This is a genomic window from Streptomyces sp. WY228, assembly GCF_019287315.1.
Classification (GTDB): domain Bacteria; phylum Actinomycetota; class Actinomycetes; order Streptomycetales; family Streptomycetaceae; genus Streptomyces; species Streptomyces caviscabies.
On record NZ_CP079114.1, the window covers coordinates 1,252,229 to 1,271,245 of the forward strand.

Annotated in this window: 16 protein-coding genes and 2 tRNA genes; 7 read left to right on the forward strand and 11 right to left on the reverse strand. The window is 72.8% G+C overall.

Going from position 1 to position 19,017, the window contains the following annotated elements:
• Positions 1 to 49: 49 nt before the first annotated feature.
• From KV381_RS05130 to pgsA, 3 genes are read right to left on the reverse strand one after another with little or no spacing between them, the layout of a single operon-like run.
• Positions 50 to 1,210 carry a glycosyltransferase family 4 protein gene (locus tag KV381_RS05130; RefSeq protein ID WP_218784740.1) on the reverse strand — a complete coding sequence of 387 codons (1,161 nt, stop codon included), beginning with the start codon at positions 1,208 to 1,210 and terminating at the stop codon, positions 50 to 52.
• The gene (locus KV381_RS05135) at positions 1,207 to 2,130 is read right to left on the reverse strand and encodes a phosphatidylinositol mannoside acyltransferase (RefSeq protein ID WP_218784742.1); all 924 of its coding nucleotides are present in this window, start codon (positions 2,128 to 2,130) and stop codon (positions 1,207 to 1,209) included. Before KV381_RS05135 ends, KV381_RS05130 begins: the two co-directional genes overlap by 4 nt.
• Positions 2,127 to 2,822: a phosphatidylinositol phosphate synthase gene (pgsA, locus tag KV381_RS05140; RefSeq protein ID WP_086778122.1), complete on the reverse strand. Its 696-nt coding sequence runs from the start codon at positions 2,820 to 2,822 to the stop codon at positions 2,127 to 2,129. The genes KV381_RS05135 and pgsA overlap by 4 nt, the downstream gene beginning before the upstream one ends.
• A 297-nt stretch (positions 2,823 to 3,119) precedes the next feature.
• Between pgsA and KV381_RS05145 the strand changes: the two genes are divergently transcribed.
• Together KV381_RS05145 and KV381_RS05150 are read left to right on the forward strand one after the other, a co-directional pair.
• Positions 3,120 to 5,345, forward strand: coding sequence for an elongation factor G-like protein EF-G2 (locus KV381_RS05145; RefSeq protein WP_218784744.1), 2,226 nt, complete (start codon positions 3,120 to 3,122; stop codon positions 5,343 to 5,345).
• A gap of 199 nt (positions 5,346 to 5,544) precedes the next feature.
• On the forward strand, positions 5,545 to 7,215 hold the full coding sequence (locus KV381_RS05150; RefSeq protein ID WP_103536707.1) for a hypothetical protein: 1,671 nt from the start codon (positions 5,545 to 5,547) through the stop codon (positions 7,213 to 7,215).
• 55 nt (positions 7,216 to 7,270) lie between these two features.
• Here the strand turns inward: KV381_RS05150 and KV381_RS05155 are convergent, their stop codons facing one another.
• Complete coding sequence (locus KV381_RS05155) at positions 7,271 to 7,837, reverse strand: HIT domain-containing protein (protein WP_030085903.1); 567 nt, start codon at positions 7,835 to 7,837, stop codon at positions 7,271 to 7,273.
• Positions 7,838 to 7,903: 66 nt separating this feature from the next.
• Between KV381_RS05155 and KV381_RS05160 the strand changes: the two genes are divergently transcribed.
• Entirely contained in the window at positions 7,904 to 8,581 is a 678-nt protein-coding gene (locus tag KV381_RS05160) for a potassium channel family protein (protein ID WP_030085901.1), read from the forward strand.
• 99 nt (positions 8,582 to 8,680) lie between these two features.
• Here KV381_RS05160 and thrS read toward each other — a convergent pair whose 3' ends face one another.
• The 3 genes from thrS to KV381_RS05175 form a co-directional block, all read right to left on the reverse strand.
• Entirely contained in the window at positions 8,681 to 10,657 is a 1,977-nt protein-coding gene (gene thrS / locus KV381_RS05165; protein WP_218784746.1) for a threonine--tRNA ligase, read from the reverse strand.
• 101 nt (positions 10,658 to 10,758) lie between these two features.
• Entirely contained in the window at positions 10,759 to 12,006 is a 1,248-nt protein-coding gene (locus KV381_RS05170) for a hypothetical protein (RefSeq protein WP_098027102.1), read from the reverse strand.
• Positions 12,006 to 12,602 (reverse strand): DUF4365 domain-containing protein, encoded by a 597-nt coding sequence (locus KV381_RS05175; protein WP_098027103.1) that lies wholly within the window; start codon positions 12,600 to 12,602, stop codon positions 12,006 to 12,008. The genes KV381_RS05170 and KV381_RS05175 overlap by 1 nt, the downstream gene beginning before the upstream one ends.
• A 226-nt stretch (positions 12,603 to 12,828) precedes the next feature.
• On the opposite strand from KV381_RS05175, the gene KV381_RS05180 reads away from it, so the two are divergent.
• A complete protein-coding gene (locus KV381_RS05180; RefSeq protein WP_218784748.1) occupies positions 12,829 to 13,554 on the forward strand; it encodes a 3'-5' exonuclease in 726 nt (241 codons plus the stop codon).
• Between the two features lie 65 nt (positions 13,555 to 13,619).
• Here the strand turns inward: KV381_RS05180 and KV381_RS05185 are convergent.
• A tRNA-Val gene (locus KV381_RS05185) sits at positions 13,620 to 13,691 on the reverse strand.
• A 139-nt stretch (positions 13,692 to 13,830) separates the two neighbouring features.
• On the opposite strand from KV381_RS05185, the gene KV381_RS05190 reads away from it, so the two are divergent.
• The gene (locus tag KV381_RS05190) at positions 13,831 to 16,494 is read left to right on the forward strand and encodes an SCO7613 C-terminal domain-containing membrane protein (RefSeq protein ID WP_218784750.1); all 2,664 of its coding nucleotides are present in this window, start codon (positions 13,831 to 13,833) and stop codon (positions 16,492 to 16,494) included.
• Between the two features lie 107 nt (positions 16,495 to 16,601).
• Here KV381_RS05190 and KV381_RS05195 read toward each other — a convergent pair.
• Positions 16,602 to 16,673, reverse strand: a tRNA-Val gene (locus KV381_RS05195).
• Between the two features lie 54 nt (positions 16,674 to 16,727).
• Positions 16,728 to 17,183: a TIGR02611 family protein gene (locus tag KV381_RS05200; protein ID WP_030633317.1), complete on the reverse strand. Its 456-nt coding sequence runs from the start codon at positions 17,181 to 17,183 to the stop codon at positions 16,728 to 16,730.
• Positions 17,184 to 17,373: 190 nt separating this feature from the next.
• Here KV381_RS05200 and KV381_RS05205 point away from each other — a divergent pair, with 190 nt between their 5' ends.
• Both KV381_RS05205 and KV381_RS05210 read left to right on the forward strand, forming a co-directional pair.
• Entirely contained in the window at positions 17,374 to 17,787 is a 414-nt protein-coding gene (locus KV381_RS05205; RefSeq protein WP_003959770.1) for an SsgA family sporulation/cell division regulator, read from the forward strand.
• 271 nt (positions 17,788 to 18,058) lie between these two features.
• A complete protein-coding gene (locus tag KV381_RS05210) occupies positions 18,059 to 18,643 on the forward strand; it encodes a CGNR zinc finger domain-containing protein (protein WP_030085891.1) in 585 nt (194 codons plus the stop codon).
• Between the two features lie 33 nt (positions 18,644 to 18,676).
• Here the strand turns inward: KV381_RS05210 and KV381_RS05215 are convergent, their stop codons facing one another.
• Positions 18,677 to 18,832, reverse strand: a complete 156-nt coding sequence (locus KV381_RS05215) for a hypothetical protein (protein WP_167396300.1) — start codon at positions 18,830 to 18,832, stop codon at positions 18,677 to 18,679.
• Positions 18,833 to 19,017: the final 185 nt, after the last annotated feature.

A 19,017-nucleotide genomic window follows, 5' to 3' on the forward strand; every position in this document is an offset into this window, starting at 1 on the left:
CGCGGACCGGGGCCCGGGCCGCGTCACCGTCGGCCGCGGCCGCCCGGGCTCAGTCCCGGGCCAGCCCGAACCGGGCCCGCAGCCCGGAGCGTTCGTCCGCGGCGACCGAGGCGGCCCCGTCGGTCACCGTCTCGTACACCGCGAGGATGTCGGCCCCCACCGTCGCCCAGTCGAACCGCCGTACGTGGGCCTCGCCGCGCTCGCGCAGCCCCTTCCGGCGCTCCGGGTCGCCCAGCAGCCGGATCGCGGCGGCGGCCAGCGCGTCGGCGTCCTCGTTGGCGAACAGGTCACCGGCCGCGCCCTGGTCCAGGACCTGCGCGAAGGCGTCCAGGTCGCTGGCGAGGACGGGCGCACCGGCCGACAGCGCCTCGACCAGGATGATGCCGAAGCTCTCGCCGCCGGTGTTCGGGGCCACGTACACATCGACGCTGCGCAGCAGCCGGGCCTTGTCCTCGTCGCTGACCATGCCGAGGAACTCGACGCGCTCGCGCAGCTCCTTCGGCAGCGAGGCCACCGCCTCCTCCTCGTCGCCCCGCCCGGCGACCAGCAGCCGGGCCCCGGGGCGGGCGGCGAGGATCGCGGGCAGCGCCTTCATCAGGACGGGCAGGCCCTTGCGGGGTTCGTCGATGCGGCCGATGAAGCCGAGGGTCTGGCCCTGCCATTCGGCCTTCGGCTCGGCTTCGGCGAAGAAGCCGACGTCGACGCCGTTCGGGATGACGACGGCGTCCCCGCCGAGGTGTTCGACCAGCGTGCGCCGGGCGTACTCGCTGACCGCGATCCGCGCGCTGATCTTCTCCAGCGCGGGCTGGAGGATCGGATACGCGGCGATCATCGCCCGGGAGCGCGGGTTGGAGGTGTGGAAGGTGGCCACGATCGGCCCCTGCGCCGCCCAGCAGGCCAGCAGGCCCAGCGACGGCGAGGTCGGCTCATGGATGTGGATCACGTCGAACGTGCCGTCGTGCAGCCAGCGGCGCACCCGGGCCGCCGACAGGAAGCCGAAGTTCAGCCGGGCGACGGAGCCGTTGTACGGGACCGGGACGGCCCGGCCCGCCGAGACGACGTAACGAGGCAGCGGGGTCTCGTCGTCGGCGGGGGCCAGCACGGAGACCTCGTGGCCGAGCCGGATCAGGTGTTCGGCGAGGTCCCGGATGTGGAACTGCACGCCGCCCGGTACGTCCCAGGAGTACGGGCAGACGATGCCGATCTTCACGTGGGTTCCCCCCGGGGGTCCAGGTCGTCCAGCCAGAGCCGCTGGAGCATGTGCCAGTCCTCCGGGTGCTCGGCGATGCCGCCGGCGAAGGCGTCGGCCAGGGCCTGGGTCATGACGGAGGTCTTCTCGGCGCGGGTGCCCTCCTCCGGTTCCTCGACCGCCGGGTGGACGCATGCGCCCATCACCGGCGTGCCGTCGTACCAGAGGGTGACCGGCAGCAGCAGCGCGCCCGTCTGCTGGGCGAGCAGCGCCGGGCCCGCGGGCATCCGTGCGGTGGCGCCGAAGAACGACACCTCGACGCCGGAGGCGGACAGGTCCCGGTCGGCCACCAGGCAGACCAGGCCGCCCGCGCGCAGCCGCCGGGCCAGGGTGCCGAAGGCGGCGCCGCCGCTGTGCGGCAGGACCTCCATGCCCAGGCCCTCGCGGTAGGCGACGAACCGGTCGTAGAGCGTGGCGGGCTCCAGCCGTTCGGCGACGGTGGTGAAGGGGACCTTGAGGTCGGTGGTGACCCAGGCGCCCGCGAGGTCCCAGTTGCCCAGGTGGGGCAGGGCGATGATCACGCCGTTCCCGGCGTCCAGGCCCTCGGTCAGCAGATGGGCGTCCTTGACGTCGATGCTCGCCTTGATGCGCTCCGGCGTCCAGGTCGGCAGCCGGAAGGACTCCATCCAGTAGCGCATGTAGGAGCGCATCCCGGCCCGGGACAGCTCGGCCAGCCGCTCCGGGCCCGCGTCGGGGACGACCCGGGCGAGGTTCGACTCCAGGCGCAGCACGCTCTTGCCGCGCCGCTTCCACGTCTGGTCCGCGATGGTGCGGAAGAGGCGGGCGGCGGCGGGCTCGGGCAGCTTCTTGACGGCGCCCCAGCCCAGTCCGTACAGCCCGTCGGTGATCCGGCCCCTCAGGTCGGACGCGCCGGCGCTCACCGGTCGGCCTCGCTCCCCCGCCCGGCGGCGTCCGCTCCCGCCGGACCGGCGGCGGCCTCCGCGGCGTCCGCCTCGGCGGATTCGCGGCGTACGGTCACCACGCGCTGGATCAGCGTCACGAGGCTGCCCGCGGCGACGATCCACAGCGCGATCGGCAGCAGGACGTCGATACCGGGGACTCCGAATGTGTGCAGTCCGGCGAGACCGGCGGCGACCAGCGAGATGACCAGACGCTCGGCGCGCTCCACGAGGCCGTTGACCGCCACCGGCAGGCCGATCGACTCGCCGCGCGCCTTGGTGTACGAGACCACCTGGCCGCTGGCCAGGCAGAAGATCGCGACGGCGCACAGGATGTTGTCGTCACCGCTGCCCGCGTACCAGAGGGCGAAGCCGGCGAAGATCGCCCCGTCGGCGACCCGGTCCAGCGTCGAGTCGAGGAACGCGCCCCACCGGCTGGAGATCCCGGCCTGCCGCGCCATGTTGCCGTCGACGAGGTCGGAGAAGACGAAGATCGTGATGACGATCGTGCCCCAGAAGAACTCCCCCATCGGGAAAAAGACCAGCGCACCTGCCATCACTCCGGCCGTGCCGATGAGAGTGACCGCGTCGGGGCTGACCCCGAGGCGGAGCAGCAGAGCGGCGAACGGTGTGAGGACACGCGTGAAGAATGCACGCGCGTACTTGTTCAGCATGGCCTTCCCGAGGGTTCGGTTCGCCGGAGGGCCCCTACGGCCACCGGCTGGCCCATCGTAGTCACCACCGGTGCCTCACACCGGACGGGCACCCGCCGCCGGGTGTCACACCGGCTGCCGCCCGGCCCCTCGGCGCCGGTGCGCGACGTATGGACGGGGCCCCGCTCCGGTGCCAAGCTCGAAGGACCGCGGGCGTCGCCGAAGCCGCCGCGGCGGCCTCCCCGTGCCCGTGACCACCGCTGCTCCGCGCGCGGTCGCCCTCCCCCGCACCGCGCCATCGACCGGGAGGCACGCACCATGGGCGACAAGGCACACGCACATTCCGGAGCCGCCGGAGGAGCACCGACGGCCGACCACCCCGCCGCCGTACGGAACGTGGTGCTGGTCGGCCCCAGCGGCTCGGGCAAGACCACGCTGGTCGAGGCGCTGGCCCTGACGGCGGGGGCCGTGAACCGGGCCGGGCGGGTCGAGGACGGGGCGACCGTCTCCGACTACGACGAGATCGAGCAGCGCCGACGGCGTTCCGTGCAGCTCTCACTGGTTCCGGTGGCCTGGGAAGGCTGCAAGATCAATCTGCTGGACACCCCCGGTTACGCGGACTTCGTCGGCGAGCTGCGGGCCGGTCTGCGCGCGGCGGACGCGGCCCTCTTCGTCGTCTCGGCGGCCCAGGACGCCTCGTCCGTGGCCGCGACCACCCGAGCCGCCTGGGAGGAGTGCGCGCTCGTAGGCATGCCGCGCGCCATCGTCGTGACCCATCTGGACACCGCCCGCACCTCCTACCGGGAGATGAACCGGATCTGCGCCGAGGCCTTCGGGGGCGACGACCCCGACGCCGTACTGCCGCTGTACCTGCCGGTGCTCGGCCCCGAGGGCGCCGACGGGCACGCCCCGCTCACCGGCCTCACCGGGCTGCTGAGCCGGCGGATCCTCGACTACTCGTCGGGCGAGCGCGCCGAGCTGCCGCCCGCGCCCGACCAGGAGGAGCCGCTGCGCGAGGCCCGGGAGCGGCTGATCGAGGGGATCATCGCCGAGAGCGAGGACGAGTCCCTGATGGACCGCTATCTCGACGGCGAGGACATCGACGTCGCGACGCTGATCGCCGATCTGGAACGGGCCGTGGCCCGGGGCTCCTTCCACCCGGTCCTCACCGCGGCCCCGGCGGCCGACGGAGCCCGTCAGGGCATCGGCACGGTGGAGCTGCTGGAGCTGATCACCCGCGGCTTCCCCACCCCGCTGGAGCGCACCCCGCCCGCCGTCACCACTCCGTCGGGCGCGCCGCGCCCCGCGCCGGTCTGCGATCCCGGGGGCCCGCTGGTCGCCGAGGTCGTCAAGACGGCCTCCGACCCGTACGTGGGCCGGGTCTCGCTGGTCCGCGTCTTCTCCGGCACCCTGCGCCCCGACGACGCCGTGCATCTGTGCGGCCACGGCCTGACCGCGACGGGCCACGCGCCGCGCCCCTGCCACGAGGCGGAGATCCGGGTCGGGGCGCTCACCTCGCCGTTCGGCCGCCGGCAGCACGCCCTGGACCGGTGTGTCGCGGGCGATCTGGCGTGTGTGGCCCGGCTCGGCGAGGCGGAGACCGGCGACACGCTCTCCCCCGCCGACGACCTGGTCCTGATCGAACCCTGGACGACCCCCGACCCGCTGCTCCCGCTGGCCGTACGGGCGCACGGCAAGGCGGACGAGGACAAACTGTCGCAGGGCCTGGCCCGGCTGGTCGCCGAGGATCCCACGCTGCGCCTCGAACAGAACCCGGACACCGGCCAGGTCGTCCTGTGGTGCCTGGGCGAGGCCCATCAGGAGGTCGCGCTGGAGCGGCTGCGCAGCCGGTACGGCGTCCAGGTCGACGCCGAGCCGCACCGGGTGCCGCTGCGCGAGACGTTCGCGGGCCGGGCGGCCGGGCGCGGACGGCACGTCAAGCAGTCGGGCGGGCACGGGCAGTTCGCGATCTGCGAGATCGAGGTGGAGCCGCTGCCGCCGGGCTCCGGCATCGAGTTCGTCGACAAGGTCGTCGGCGGTTCGGTGCCGCGTCAGTTCATTCCCTCGGTGGAGAAGGGCGTCCGGGCCCAGGCCGCCCGGGGGCTGGCCGCCGGGCATCCGCTGGTCGACGTACGGGTCACGCTGCTGGACGGCAAGGCGCACTCGGTGGACTCCTCGGACGCCGCCTTCCAGACCGCCGGGGCGCTCGCGCTGCGGGAGGCCGCCTCCGACACCCGTATCCAGCTGCTGGAGCCGGTCTGCGAGGTGAGCGTCCTGGTTCCGGACGACTACGTGGGCCCGGTGATGAGCGACCTGTCGGGGCGGCGGGGCCGGGTCGTGGGCACCGAACAGAGTCCCGGCGGGCGCACTCTCGTACGGGCCGAGGTGCCGGAGATCGAGGTCGGCCGGTACGCGGTGGACCTGCGCTCCCTGTCCCACGGCACCGGCCGCTTCGACCGTGCGTACGCCCGGCACGAGGCGATGCCGCCGCAGCTCGCGGACCGGGTCCGCGCGGAGCGGGCGGACGGGGCACCCGGTGCGTGACCGGCGACCGGCGGGCCCGGCGCCCGGCTGGGCCCCCGGCGCGTGACCGGCGCACGGTCGCACACACCGTCCGCGTCCACGCCGGTGACCGGTGGTGGAGTGATCCGGACGATACGCTGTGGTCGCAGCTCAGAAGGTATGCCGCGTACGGTAGTTGGGCACACCGCAGGAGCAGACGTGCGGCGAGTGGGGGCGACAGGTGGCCAACGACGGATTCGACTTCTCACCCGGGGCCCAGATCCCGATCCAGGGCTCGGGCGGCCAGAGTGTGGCGACCAACGCCCTGGCCTCGGCGGCGTATCGGGACAGTCCGGTGGAGACGATCCTCGACGCCAACAGCGAGTGGCACACATCGCAGGTGAAGCCGGGCTCCTCCAAGCTCTTCAAGTCCGACTACTTCAAACCGAATCTCGGTGAGGCGTTCGCCCGTGCCGTCCAGGAACGCATGCTCGGCGGCGCCCGCAAGGCGCTGATCCAGTCCTTCGGCACGGACCCGCAGACCGTGGTGGAGCACTGTCTGTCGGCGAACAATTTGCGCAAGGCCCGCGACACCCGGCTCACCCTGGTGACCGTGGTGTTCGGCGTCCTGTTCCTGCCCGGCATGCTGGCCTGGGTGATCGCCTTCCGGATCCGGGACGCGCTCAACAAGTCCAAGGACACGGCGTTCCGCGCGGTCGGCACGGTGCTGCTGGCCGCCTTCGGGATCGGCGCGCTGGTCCTGATGATCAGGCTCCCGCTGGACGGGCTGCTCGCGCTCTACATCCGGGGCGCGCTCGTCGCCCCGGTGATCGGCTGGCTGCTCGCCAAGCGGATCGCGGAGACCTCGGCCAAGGACCTGCGGGCCCGCTGGGAAGGCCTGCTCTCCGGCACCGGCGTGATCGCGAGCATCCCCGAGGCGGTGCCGAAGAACCCCAACGAGACCGCGCGCGAGGCCTTGCGCCAGGGTCTGGAGAAGCTGTCGGCCGAGCAGCAGTCGAACTCCGTGTTCTACGCCGGCCCCAAGGGCGTCCTCGGCATGGGCACCCGCTGGGGCAGCTGGCAGCTGGCGGAGGAGCTGATCCCCAAGGACCCGACGAAGGAGATCCACCAGTTCCGCAGCTGGGACCTGATCCGGATCATCCACGACCAGCTGAAGATGCTGGAGCGCGGGCCGCTGAACACCGGCGGCTTCCCGAAGCCGTCCGTGAAGCACTGGATCGTCTCGCCCATCGGGGAGAACGCCGACTCCGTCACCCGCCCCGACGGGGAGGACGTCGCCACCTTCCAGGTGAAGCCGCACGAGATACAGCGGATCTGCAACCACCAGCAGTTCGGCAGCGGTGACCGGCACTATCTGGGCGTGCAGTTCACCCTGTGGGACGGCCAGCTGGTGATCACCATGATGATCACGGTCACCGTGCTCCACGAGACCCTGCGCATCGAGGTCACCGGCCATGCGCTCGGGCCCGTGCACGGTCTGTTCCTCACGAAACCGGCCGCGAAGACGAAGACGGTCAACAAGACGGTCCGCTTCTGGGAGACCCGGGACATCCAGCTGGCCCTGGTGGACGCCAAGGAGGTCGTCCGGCTCGCCCTGCGGGCCCCGCTCACCTGGTATCCGCCGCTGCTGGACTACCTGGGCGGGAAGATAGTGCTGCCCGAGCCGTTCGGACTGCGGCACGCGTGGGCGGCCAAGCCGTGGAACCACCGCTTCATGGCGGACGACGCGATGCGGGCCGCCACCCCGGTGCTGCGGGCCGTCCACACGGCGGCGATGCGCGTCCTCACGGAGAACGGCGTCGACACGGAGCGCTTCGACAACCGCTCGATGATACTGAGCGGTCTCGTCCAGGACGCGGCCCCGCGCAAGGCCGACGTCTACGACGCGTAGGCGCGCGTACACCGGAGGGCCCCCGCCACGGCGGGGGCTCTCCGCGTTCGACGTCCTACTGGACGGCCGCGGGCCAGGCGGCGGCCAGCATCGCCCGGGTGTCGCCCAGCAGCTGGGGCAGCACCTTGGTGTGGCCGATGACGGGCATGAAGTTGGTGTCGCCGCCCCAGCGCGGCACCAGGTGCTGGTGCAGATGCGCGGCGATCCCGGCGCCAGCCACCGAGCCCTGGTTCATGCCGATGTTGAAGCCGTGCGCCCCGGAGGCCGCCCGCAGCGCGACCATCGCCCGCTTGGTGAAGTCCGCCAGCTCCGCCGTCTCCGGCCCGTCCAGCTCGGTGTAGTCGGCCACATGACGGTAGGGGACGACCATGAGGTGACCGCCGTTGTACGGGTAGAGGTTCAGCACCGCGTAGACGTGCTCCCCGCGGGCCACGACGAGCCCGTCCTCGTCGGATTTCGCGGGAATCGAACAGAACGGACAGCCGTCCTCGGCACCCGGGCCGGTCGGCTTGTCCTGACCCTGGATGTACGCCATCCGATGGGGCGTCCACAGACGCTGAAACGCGTCGGGCGTCCCCACGCCGATCTGCTGCTCCGGCTCACTCGTCATGCCGATCAGCATATTGCGTCACCCCGGCGGAGCGTGTCGCCGGGGCCGCTGCGCCCGGCCGCCCGCGATGCTGAGGCGATGAGCGACCGACCCGCCTCCGAAGCGCCCGACCGGCTGACGCGCTGGGAACAGCGCACGGAGGTTCCGCTCTTCGCCGCGGGCCTGCTCTTCCTGACGGGGTACGCGGTCCGGGTGCTGGCCCCGCACGACGCCCAGCCGTGGCACGACATCGCGCTGACCCTCGTCTGGTCGACCTGGCTGCTCTTCCTCGTCGACTACGCGACCCGGCTGCGGCTCAGCGGCCTGGGCTCGCGCTTCGTTCGTGTGCACTGGCTCGACACCCTGGTGCTGCTGCTGCCGCTGCTGCGCCCGCTGCGCATGGTGCAGGTGTATCTGGCGGTGCAGCGCCGACGTGAGCGGCCGCGGCTCGACCTGTACGCCCGCGTGATGGCGTACGCGGGCCTGACTGCCGTCCTGCTCGGCTTCGCCGCCTCGCTCGCGGTCTACCACCTGGAGCACCGGGCCCCCGGCGCCTCCATCCGTACGTTCGGCGACGCGGTGTGGTGGGCGTGCGCGACGCTCACGACGGTCGGTTACGGGGACGCCACCCCGGTCACGTTCTGGGGGCGGGTGGTCGCGGCGGGGCTGATGGCCTGCGGTCTGGCGCTGCTCGGCGCGGTGACGGGGTCGTTCTCGTCGTGGCTGATCCAGGTGTTCGCGCGGGAGGACGAGAAACGGCCCCCGGAGCGGGGTTAGCGCTCCGGGGGCCGAGCCCCGCTTGTGCGGGGAGCAGGCCGACATGGGCCACGTGCGGCCGATCGCGTCCGGGTCACCCCCGCCGATACGGGGAACGCCTCAGACCTGTACGCGGTCCTCGACGGCCTTCGCGATCTTGGCGATGGCCTCGTCGACCGGGATGCCGTTCTCCTGCGAACCGTCGCGGTAGCGGAAGGAGACGGCACCGTTGGCCATGTCCTCGTCACCAGCGATGATCATGAACGGAACCTTGTTCTTCTGCTGGTTCCTGATTTTCTTCTGCATCCGGTCCGACGACGCGTCCACGTCCACCCGCAGCCCCTGCTTGCGCGCCTTGGCGGCGAACTCCTGGAGGTACGGGATGTGGGCGTCGCCGATCGGGATGCCGACGGCCTGGACCGGGGCGAGCCAGACCGGGAACGCGCCCGCGTAGTGCTCCAGGAGCACGGCGAAGAAGCGCTCGATGGAGCCGAACAGAGCACGGTGGATCATGACCGGGCGCTGCTTGGAGCCGTCCGGGCCGGTGTACTCCAGGTCGAAGCGCTCCGGCAGGTTGAAGTCGAGCTGCACGGTCGACATCTGCCAGGTGCGGCCGATGGCGTCCTTGCACTGCACGGAGATCTTCGGCCCGTAGAACGCGGCGCCGCCCGGGTCCGGGACCAGGGGCAGCCCCTGCTTCTCGGCGACCTGACGGAGCGTCTCGGTGGCCTCTTCCCAGGTCTCGTCGGACCCGACGTACTTCTCCGGGTCCTTGGTGGAGAGCTCCAGGTAGAAGTCGGTCAGCCCGTAGTCGCGGAGCAGGTTCAGCACGAAGGTGAGCGTGCGGTCGAGCTCCTCCGCCATCTGCTCCTTGGTGCAGTAGATGTGCGCGTCGTCCTGCGTGAAGCCGCGCGAGCGGGTCAGGCCGTGCACGACGCCCGACTTCTCGTAGCGATACACCGTGCCGAACTCGAACAGGCGCAGCGGCAGTTCGCGGTAGGAGCGGCCGCGCGCGTCGAAGATCAGGTTGTGCATCGGGCAGTTCATCGGCTTGAGGTAGTAGTCCACCCCGTCGTCGAGCTGCATGGGCGGGTACATGCCGTCGGCGTACCAGTCCAGGTGGCCGGACTTCTCGAAGAGCTTGCCCTTGGTGGCGTGCGGCGAGTAGACGAACTCGTAGCCCTCCTCCTCGTGCCGGCGGCGCGAGTAGTCCTCCATGGCCCGGCGGATGACGCCGCCCTTGGGGTGGAAGACCGCGAGGCCGGGGCCGATCTCGTCGGGGAAGGAGAAGAGGTCCAGCTCGTTGCCGAGCTTGCGGTGGTCGCGCTTGGCGGCCTCCTCCAGGAACTCCAGGTGCGCCTTCAGCTCGTCCTTGGTGGGCCAGGCGGTGCCGTAGATGCGCTGGAGCATCGGGTTCTTCTCGCTGCCGCGCCAGTACGCCGCCGCGTTGCGCATCAGCTTGAACGCCGGGATGAACCGGGTGGTGGGCAGGTGCGGACCGCGGCAGAGGTCCTTCCAGCACAGGTCACCGGTCTTGGGGTCGAGGTTGTCGTAGATGGTCAGCTCGCCGCCGCCCACCTCGACGTCCGCGCCGTCGTCCGAGGAGGCGGAACCCTTGATGCCGATGAGCTCCAGCTTGTACGGCTCGTTCGCGAGCTCCGCGCGGGCGTCCTCGTCGGAGACCACGCGGCGGGAGAACTTCTGGCCCCGCTTCTGGATCTCCTGCATCTTCTTCTCGATGGCCTTGAGGTCCTCGGGCGTGAACGGCTTCTCGACGTCGAAGTCGTAGTAGAAACCATCCTTGACCGGCGGGCCGATGCCGAGCTTCGCCTCGGGGAAGAGCTCCTGCACGGCCTGGGCCATGACGTGCGCGGTGGAGTGGCGCAGGATGTTGAGGCCGTCCTCGGAGGAGATCTCCACCGGCTCGACGTTCTCGCCGTCCTGGAGGACGTAGGACAGGTCCTTCAGCTCGCCGCCGATGCGCGCGGCGACGACGGTGCGCTGACCGGGGAAGAGCTCGCCGGCCGTCGTGCCCGTCGTCACCACGTGCTCTTCCCGCTCGGAATCGCGTTGGATGATCACACGGACGTCTGACACCGGTCTCTCCTGACTGAAGGGGTTGCCTGACTTCGTCATGCCTAGGCAAGACGAATCGTACCGAGCCCTCAGCCCCCGATGCGAACGCCTTCCGGGCCGCGCTACCCCTCCTCCCCCGCGCACGCCTCCTCGAAGAAGTCCACGTTCTCCTGGAGCGCCTTCATCAGCCGGTCCCGCTCCGCCTCGTCGACCTGGACGGGCGCGACCTGCGAGGCGCCGGTGAGCCGCCGGAAGCCGCCCCGGTTCTCCAGTCGCCCCTCGACCCGCAGCGGCAGCCCCACGAGGTGGGCGTGGCCCGCGATGCGGTACGCCTCCTCGTCCAGCTCCACGCGCACGTGCGCGACCTCGGCCCCGGCCAGCACCCGCAGCCGTACGATCCCGGCGCCGCGCGGCCCCGAGCGGCGCAGCCGGACCACCGCGCCGGTCAGCCGCACCTGCACGGCGGGCTCGTCGCGGAGGTAGCGGGCTCCGGCGGCGCGCAGGGCGGGCAGGTCGCCCGGGGAGAACTCGACGGGCGCGGGGCGGGCCGGGCAGCCGTCCGGGGTGCCCGCGGCGGGAGCCCACCGCACGTCGATCCCGGCGCCCTCGGTGCCGCGCACCAGGGCGATCAGCGCCTCGGTCAGCTCGCGGCCGACGCCCGCCTCGACCGCGCTGTCGAAGGCCTCCATGCCGCCGGTGGCCCGCTGGTAGTCCACCGCCTCGCGGGTGGCGTGCAGGGCGTGGCAGAGCCGGACGGCGACGGCGCGGCCGGAGGCGACGGGGACGTACGCGGTGAGGGTCCGGCCGTCGGCCCCGGGCCCGATCAGGGCGTCGTCGAGGGCGGCCCGCGCCTTCCTGCGGTGCCGGGCCCCGTGGTAGCCGGCCCGGCCGCGGGCCGCGAGCGCACCGGCCATGAGGACCTGCCGGGCGGCCGAGCGCAGCTCCTCCGCCTCGGTCCAGCCCGAGGCGCCCGCGGCCGCCGCCACCGACTCGGGGACCTCGCGCCACCAGCGGATCTCGTCGCTGGGCACGGAGAGGGAGACCAGGACGTCGCGGGCGGAGGGGTCGGCGCTGCGGCCCAGGGCGAGCAGGGCCTCCTCGATCAGCTCCCCGCTGTCGGGGAAGGCCGCGCTCTCGGGCACCAGCAGGCTCGTCGCCCCGGCGGCGGACCCGGGCGGGGTCCACCGGCCGTAGCGGCCCGGCGCTCCCCCGCGCCGCTGCCAGCCGTGCCGGCGCAGGAGCGCGCCGAGGACGGCGGGTTCGGGCAGCTCCGCCCCGGAGACAGGCGGCGGGCCGGTGCGGGCGGTGGGGTGCGAGCGGGCGGCGGGCAGTCCCGCCCCGCTCGTGGACTCGTCCATCGACCGGTGCATCAGGGTCTCCCTCCGGCCCCGACCCGGGCCATGATGTCGCAGAGTGCGCGGTCGTCGAAGATCCGCGAGGTCGGGATGCGCACAGTGGTCCGGTGCCGGCCCGTCACGGCGTGGCCGGCCAGGTTGATCCAGTAGCAGCAGTGGCGCAGGTCGAGGCTGCCTGGCCCGGCGCGCAGCCAGTCGTCCTGGCTGCGCGGCACGAGCATCACGACCAGGATCTTGTGCACCGACACCGGGGAGCGGGCGAGCTTGACGAGGTGGGCGTTGTCGAGCGTGAAGGAGAACGCCCCGCCCGCCGGGTGCGGCGGTATCTGGTAGGTGCACTTGAGCTGCACCTTGATGGTCACTTCGTCGTCGACGGTGTGGGCCGGGGCGCCGTGGCTGACGTGCCAGTCGATGCCGTTGTCGGGGAAGGGCTGGGACAGCGAGCATCCGGCCGCCGCCGCGACGGCGTGCAGATAGCCCACCTGAAGGGTCTCCATGCAGGCGGTGGTGGCGAGGGAGCCGCGCAGCGGCGCGTCGAGCTGCTGCGGCAGCCGGGGCCCGAAGGCCTCGGCGCGGGCGGTTCCTCCGGGGTCGGGCTGCGCGAGCGCCATGGCTCCGTGTGCCTTCCGGGCGTGCCGATCGATGGCAGGTGGCCTGCCGGCGGGTGTCGTGGGCTGGGCGGATCGACGGACGCCGGAAGCAACTTCCGTACGTCTCAACTGTGTTGTCACCGCATCGGACCGCCCGCAAACGGCGTATCAGGCAAACAGCACGGGTATCACCGATATCGGGCAGAGGAATCACTCCATCTGCCGCGCAGGTGCGAGGAGTTCGGGGATGATGCACTGGTTCGAGGGGCCACTGGCCGCTTTTGACACGGAGACGACAGGCGTGGACGTCGAGCAGGACCGGATCGTTTCGGCCGCTCTCGTCGCGCAGGACACCGCGGGCGGTCGCGTCCGCGTCACCCGCTGGCTGGTCAATCCGGGGATTCCGGTCCCGCCGGGGGCGACCGAGATCCACGGTCTGACGGACGATCACCTTCAGCGCAACGGGCGTTGGCCCGCGCCGGTGATGGACGAGATAGCCCGTTCGCTGGCGGAGAGCTGTGCGACGGGCCGGCCGCTGGTCGTGATGAACGCTCCCTTCGATCTGACGCTGCTGGACCGGGAGCTGAGGCGGCACCGGGCGTCGTCGCTGGCCGGGTATCTCGACGGCGTGCCGATGCGGGTGGTGGACCCGAGGGTGCTGGACAAACACCTGGACCGCTACCGCAAGGGCCGCCGTACGCTCACGGATCTGTGCGCCCGGTACGAGGTGGTGCTCGACGGGGCCCATGACGCGGCGGCCGACGCGACCGCGTCGCTGGAGCTGGTGCGGGCGGTGTGCCGGCGCTTCTCGGCCCGGCTGGAGCGGCTGTCGCCGTCCGAGCTGCACACCCTTCAGGCGACCTGGCACGCGGCCCAGGCGCGTGGTCTGGAGGCGTGGTTCGCCAAGAGCGGGACACCGGAGGCGGTGGATCCGTCGTGGCCGCTGCGTCCGGAACTGCCCGCGGCGGCGTGAGGGGTTCGAGGGTCCGGACATGCGAAAGCCGGTCCGCGTGACGCATGCGGACCGGCTTTCCCCGGTGGGCGATACTGGGTTCGAACCAGTGACCTCTTCGGTGTGAACGAAGCGCTCTCCCACTGAGCTAATCGCCCGGGAACGGGTTGAACCATACAGGGCTCCGCGGGCTTCGTTCAAACCGCTTCCGGCGGGGCTCTACTCAGAGCGTTCCGGCCGGGAAGTGAGTATCCGAGCGCATGTACGGGCCGGGCGGCCGGGGTCACACTCCCGTACATGGAACATGTGCCCCCGCCCGCCGAGGAACTGGCCCGCCTCGACCGCGAACTGGCCGAGCTGGACGCCCGCCGGGCCCAGCTGCTGACCCGGCGTGCCTGGCTGCTCGCGGCGCTGCGGCCGCCCGCGCCGACGGCCGCACCGGGCTGGGACCCGTCGGCCTGGGGCGCGCCTCCCGGCGGCCGGCCGGGCGCTCCGGCGCAGCCGTGGGGCCACGTGGAGCCGAAGCAGCCGTCCGCGCCGCGCAGCGCCCAGAACGTCCTGCTGACCCTGGGCGGTCTGCTGCTGACGGTGGCGGCCATCGCGTTCACGTTGGTGAGCTGGGGCTCGATGGGGATCGGCGGCCGGTCGGCCGTGCTGGCCGTGGTGACCCTGGGGGCGCTGACCGCTCCGGCGGTGCTGCTGCGGCGGAAGCTGGCCGCCACCGCCGAGGTGCTGGCGGCCCTGGCCCTGGTGCTGACGCTGCTGGACGCCTACGCGGTCCACGCGGTGGCCGCGCCGGACACGGACGGGCTCGGTTTCACGGCCGTCGCCTCGGCGGTGCTGGCGGCGCTGTGGGCGGCGTACGGGCTGGCGCTGGGCAGGCTGCGGCTGCCGCTGCCGGCGGCCGTGGTGCTGGCCCAGTGGCCGCTGCTGTTCTGGGCGTGGGCCGCCGGTGCTCCGGCGCTGGTGGTCGGGTGGGCGCTGCTGGCCACGGCGGTGCTGGACGGGACGATCGCGCTGCTGGGCAAGGGCGCCGGGGTGCGGATCACGGCGTGCGTCGGCGGAGCGGTGATGGGCTTCTCGGCCCTGCTGGTGGGCCTGACGCTGTCCACGACGGCCTCCGGGCCGCTCGGCGCGGTGGCGCCGGGCGCGCTGCTGCTGACGGCAGCGGCGGCGGCGCTGGTCGGGGCGTGGCGCGCGCCGAGGGGCTTCGCGCGGACGGGCGGCGTGGTGGCCGGCCTCGCGGCGGTGGCCGCGGTGGGCGGCGTACCGGCGGCGGCGGTGCCGGAGGACTGGGGTGTGCTCGCGTACCTGGGGGCCGGCCTCGCGCTGACGGCAGTCGTACGGACCCGGCTGCCGAGGAACGCGAAGCTCGGGGTGCTGGTGGCGTCGGCGGCGGTGGTGGCCGGGGCCCTGGCGGGGACGGTGCCGGGGATCGCGGCGGTGCTGCTGGGCCCGGTGACGTTGCTGTCGGACGTGTGGGCGGGGTCGCCGGACGGCTTCCGTTCCGCGCTGGGCTCGACGCTGCCGTGGACGGGTCTTGCCGCGGCCCCGGTGGTGCTCGCGGTGTCGGCCGGTCTGCTGGGCGCGGCGTACCGCTGGTGGCCGTCGCTCTCCCGGATCGCCGCGCCGCTGTGGGCACGGGAGACGGCGGGGAGCGCGGGGGCGCCGGGCGCCGGGGTCCCCGGTGCGAGCGGTGTCCCGGGCGCGCCCGGGACGGCGGCACACGCGCCCGGGGCCCCCTGGTACGCCGGCGGCCCGGCCGGAGCGCCCTGGTACGGCGGTGGGGCGTCCGCCGCCCGCAGGCGGCCGTCCGGGGCGGCGCTGCGTGGGGCCGCCGGCGCGGGGGCGGTGGCTCTCGGCTGGGCAGCCCTGCTGCTCGGCGGGGCCGTGCTGGATGTGCCGTACGCGGTCGCGGTGGCCGGGGAGACGGCCCTGGTGGCCGGTCTGCTCGCCCTGGCCGTGCGCGGCACGGAGGGCGGCCGGGACGGTTCGGCGGCGGTGCCGGTGACCGCGCTGGTGGGGGCGGTGGCCGGGGCGGTGAGCGCCGGGCTGCTGTCGCTCGCGTCCGAGGGGGCGTCCTACGCGGTGTTCGGCGCGCTGGCGGCGCTGTTCGCCGGGGCGGCGGTCCGCGCGAAGGCAGCGGTGCCGCGTGCGGTGTTCGCGGTGGCCTCGACGGTCTGGGCGACCGTGCTGACGGGGTTCGCGGGCCGGTCCCTGGGCCTCGCCCCGCACGAGACCGCGCCGCTGCTGCTCCTGGTGCCCGCGCTGACCGTGCTGCTCGGGGCACGGCTGCGGCGGAACCCGGTGGCGTTGCCGGTGGAGCTGACGGGCGCGCTCGGTGCGCTGGTCGCCGTGGGGCTCGCGGTGCCCGACGCGCCGTTCCTGGCCCTGGTGCTGGCGCTGTGCGGGGTGCTGGCGGCGGGCGCGGCGGTACGGCCCGAGCGGCGGCCGGTGGCGGGCTGCCTGGCGGCGGCGCTGTTCGTGCTGGCCACCTGGGTGCGGCTGGCAGCGTCGGAGGTGTCGTTCCCGGAGGCGTACACGCTGCCGGTGACCGTGCCCGCGCTGGTGGTCGGGTTCCTGCGGCGGCGGAAGGACCCGGAGGCGTCCTCGTGGACGGCGTACGGGCCGGGGCTCGCGGCGACGCTGCTGCCGAGCCTGGCGGTCGCCTGGACCGACACGGACTGGCTCCGGCCGCTGCTGCTCGGCGGGGCGGCGCTGGTGGTCACGCTGCTGGGCGCGCGCCACCGCCTCCAGGCGCTGCTGGTGCTCGGCGGGGCGGTGCTGGCGCTGGACGGGCTGCACGAGCTGGCGCCGTACGTGGTGCAGGTGGCCGGGGCGCTCCCCCGCTGGCTGCCGCCGGCCCTGGCCGGGCTGTTGTTGCTGGTGGTGGGCGCGACGTACGAGCAGCGGCTGCGCGACGCCCGCCGACTGAAGGACGCGCTGGGGCGGATGCGCTGAGCCGTGCCGGTCCGGGGGCGCCGTTCGCGGCGGCTCCCGGACCGGCGGGAGCGGGCAACGCAGAGGGCCCGGGAGACGGATTCCGTCTCCCGGGCCCTCTGTCCGGGTGGGCGATACTGGGTTCGAACCAGTGACCTCTTCGGTGTGAACGAAGCGCTCTCCCACTGAGCTAATCGCCCGGGCGCACCGCAAACATTACCCCATGTCAGCGGTGCTCCTGGACCGTCCCCGGGCTACTCGCTGATCTTCCACGGCATGGTGAGCCCGAACTTCCAGACGTAGATGCCGACCAGCACCGCCATGATCACGAGCCCCACCGTGGTGAGGATGATGTTGCGTCGCCGGACCTTGGGATCGAGGGCCCGCTGCGCGGCCTCGGTGACCTTGCGCTTGGTCCAGCGCAGCACCAGCTGGGCCCAGACGAACTCGGTCGCCCAGATCGCCATGCCGCCGAAGATCACCAGCCAGCCGGGACCGGGCAGCACCAGCATGAGCACGCCCGCGATCACGACGCCGAGGCCGACGACGAAGACGCCGACCTGCCAGCTCAGGTGGAGCGCTTTGGATGCCTTGATGAAACCCGGCGCACGCGAGCCCAGCTCACGCTCCGCCCGGTCCGATTCCCCCGTGGCGGATGCCGGGTCCGCCTGCTCGGCGGCCTTGCTCCGCTCGTCACTCTCCGCGTTCATGAAGCTCAACTTACCCGACCCGTCCTCGTCACTGGAATGGACGCATAACTCAAAGTTACACGCCGCTGAGCGAGGGACCCGAAGCATCACAAATGGGTCAGAGGGGTTTACAACGCCACCGTAGGTGGCATGTCGATTTCGCCGACGTGCGAATCCCCGAGCGCACACTGAGCGAAAGGCCCTGGCGCTTATGAACACCACGGTCAGCTGCGAGCTGCACCTGCGCCTCGTTGTGTCGAGCGAGTCCTCACTGCCTGTACCCGCGGGCCTGCGGTATGACACGGCCGATCCCTATGCCGTGCACGCCACCTTCCACACCGGAGCGGAGGAGACGGTCGAATGGGTATTCGCCCGCGACCTCCTTGCCGAGGGGCTGCATCGGCCCACCGGCACCGGAGACGTCCGCGTCTGGCCATCTCGTAGTCACGGTCAAGGCGTCGTATGCATCGCCCTGAGCTCCCCAGAGGGGGAAGCCCTGCTCGAAGCTCCGGCGCGGGCCCTGGAGTCGTTCCTGAAGAGGACCGACGCCGCGGTTCCGCCCGGCACCGAGCATCGTCACTTCGATCTCGACACGGAGCTCTCCCACATCCTGGCCGAGAGCTGAGCCAGGCAGAGAGCCGCTCGACGCCGTCGACTCGGGGAGACGACGTCGTGCCGACAACCGCATAGGGCAGACACCGGCGCCGTCGTCGCGGAATCCACCGCGACGACGGCGCCGCTGCGCGCCCGGAGAACCCCACCCCGGCCGGAAGGGCTGATTCCGCCCTCCTGCGGGCCGACGCGGGCCTCACACCGGGCCCGGCACCGGCCGGTCGAGCCAGTAGAGTCAGCCGCCATCGGCAGGCGCCCGCCCGCCGGAGGCCAGGGAGCGAAGCGTGCTGATCCCTCACGACACCCGGATCGCCCTCGACACGGTGGTCGATCTGGTGAACACCGCGCCGGAGAGCGAGCCGCCGCCGGACGACCCCGCGGACGGACCCGTGGACGGTCTCGCCGACGTCGCCGCGCTGTACGCCTTCGCGGAGCGGCATCTCATCAGCGGGGTCGGCACGCTCGGCGAGAAGGACCTGGCCGCCGTGCGCGACGTACGGGCCCGTTTCGCCGAGGTCTTCGCGGCGCCCGACCCCCGCACCGCCGCCGACCTGGTCAACCGGCTCGTCGCGGCGGCCGGGACCACCCCGCAGCTCACCGACCACGACGGCTACGACTGGCATGTGCACTACTTCGCCCCGGACGCCTCGATCGCCGACCACCTCGCGGCCGACTGCGGCATGGCGCTGGCCTTCATCATCGTGGCGGGCGAGCAGGAACGGCTGCGGCGCTGCGAGGCGCCGGACTGCGGGCACGCGTTCGTCGACCTGTCGCGCAACCGCTCCCGCCGCTACTGCTCCAGCCGTACGTGCGGAAACCGGCTCCATGTCGCGGCGTACCGGGCCCGGCGCAAGGAAGCCGCGGGCTGACGCCCGGGCCGCCCCGCACGGTGGCGCGGGCCGTCACAGCACGAAGAGATCGTGCACGGCGGCCATCAGCAGCAGCACCCCGATCACCGTCAGGAAGATCATCAGGGGCGGCTGGGAGAGCGCGAAGAGACAGCCGCGGGGCTCTTCGGCGGGGGGTGCGGGGGCTTCGCCCCGGGAAGTGTCCACCATCTCGGAGTGATCATGACGCACCGGCGGCCGGGTTGGCGATCAACCAGGGTCATTCCCCCGGGAGTTCACCGTCCCGTGGCCATCGATAATCGCTCCGGCGTACGGGTCGCCGTCAGACATTCGGACCGGCGGCCCGGGCGGGACCCCGGAGCCGGACGCCGCGCTTCTCCCCGATGCCGTGCTTC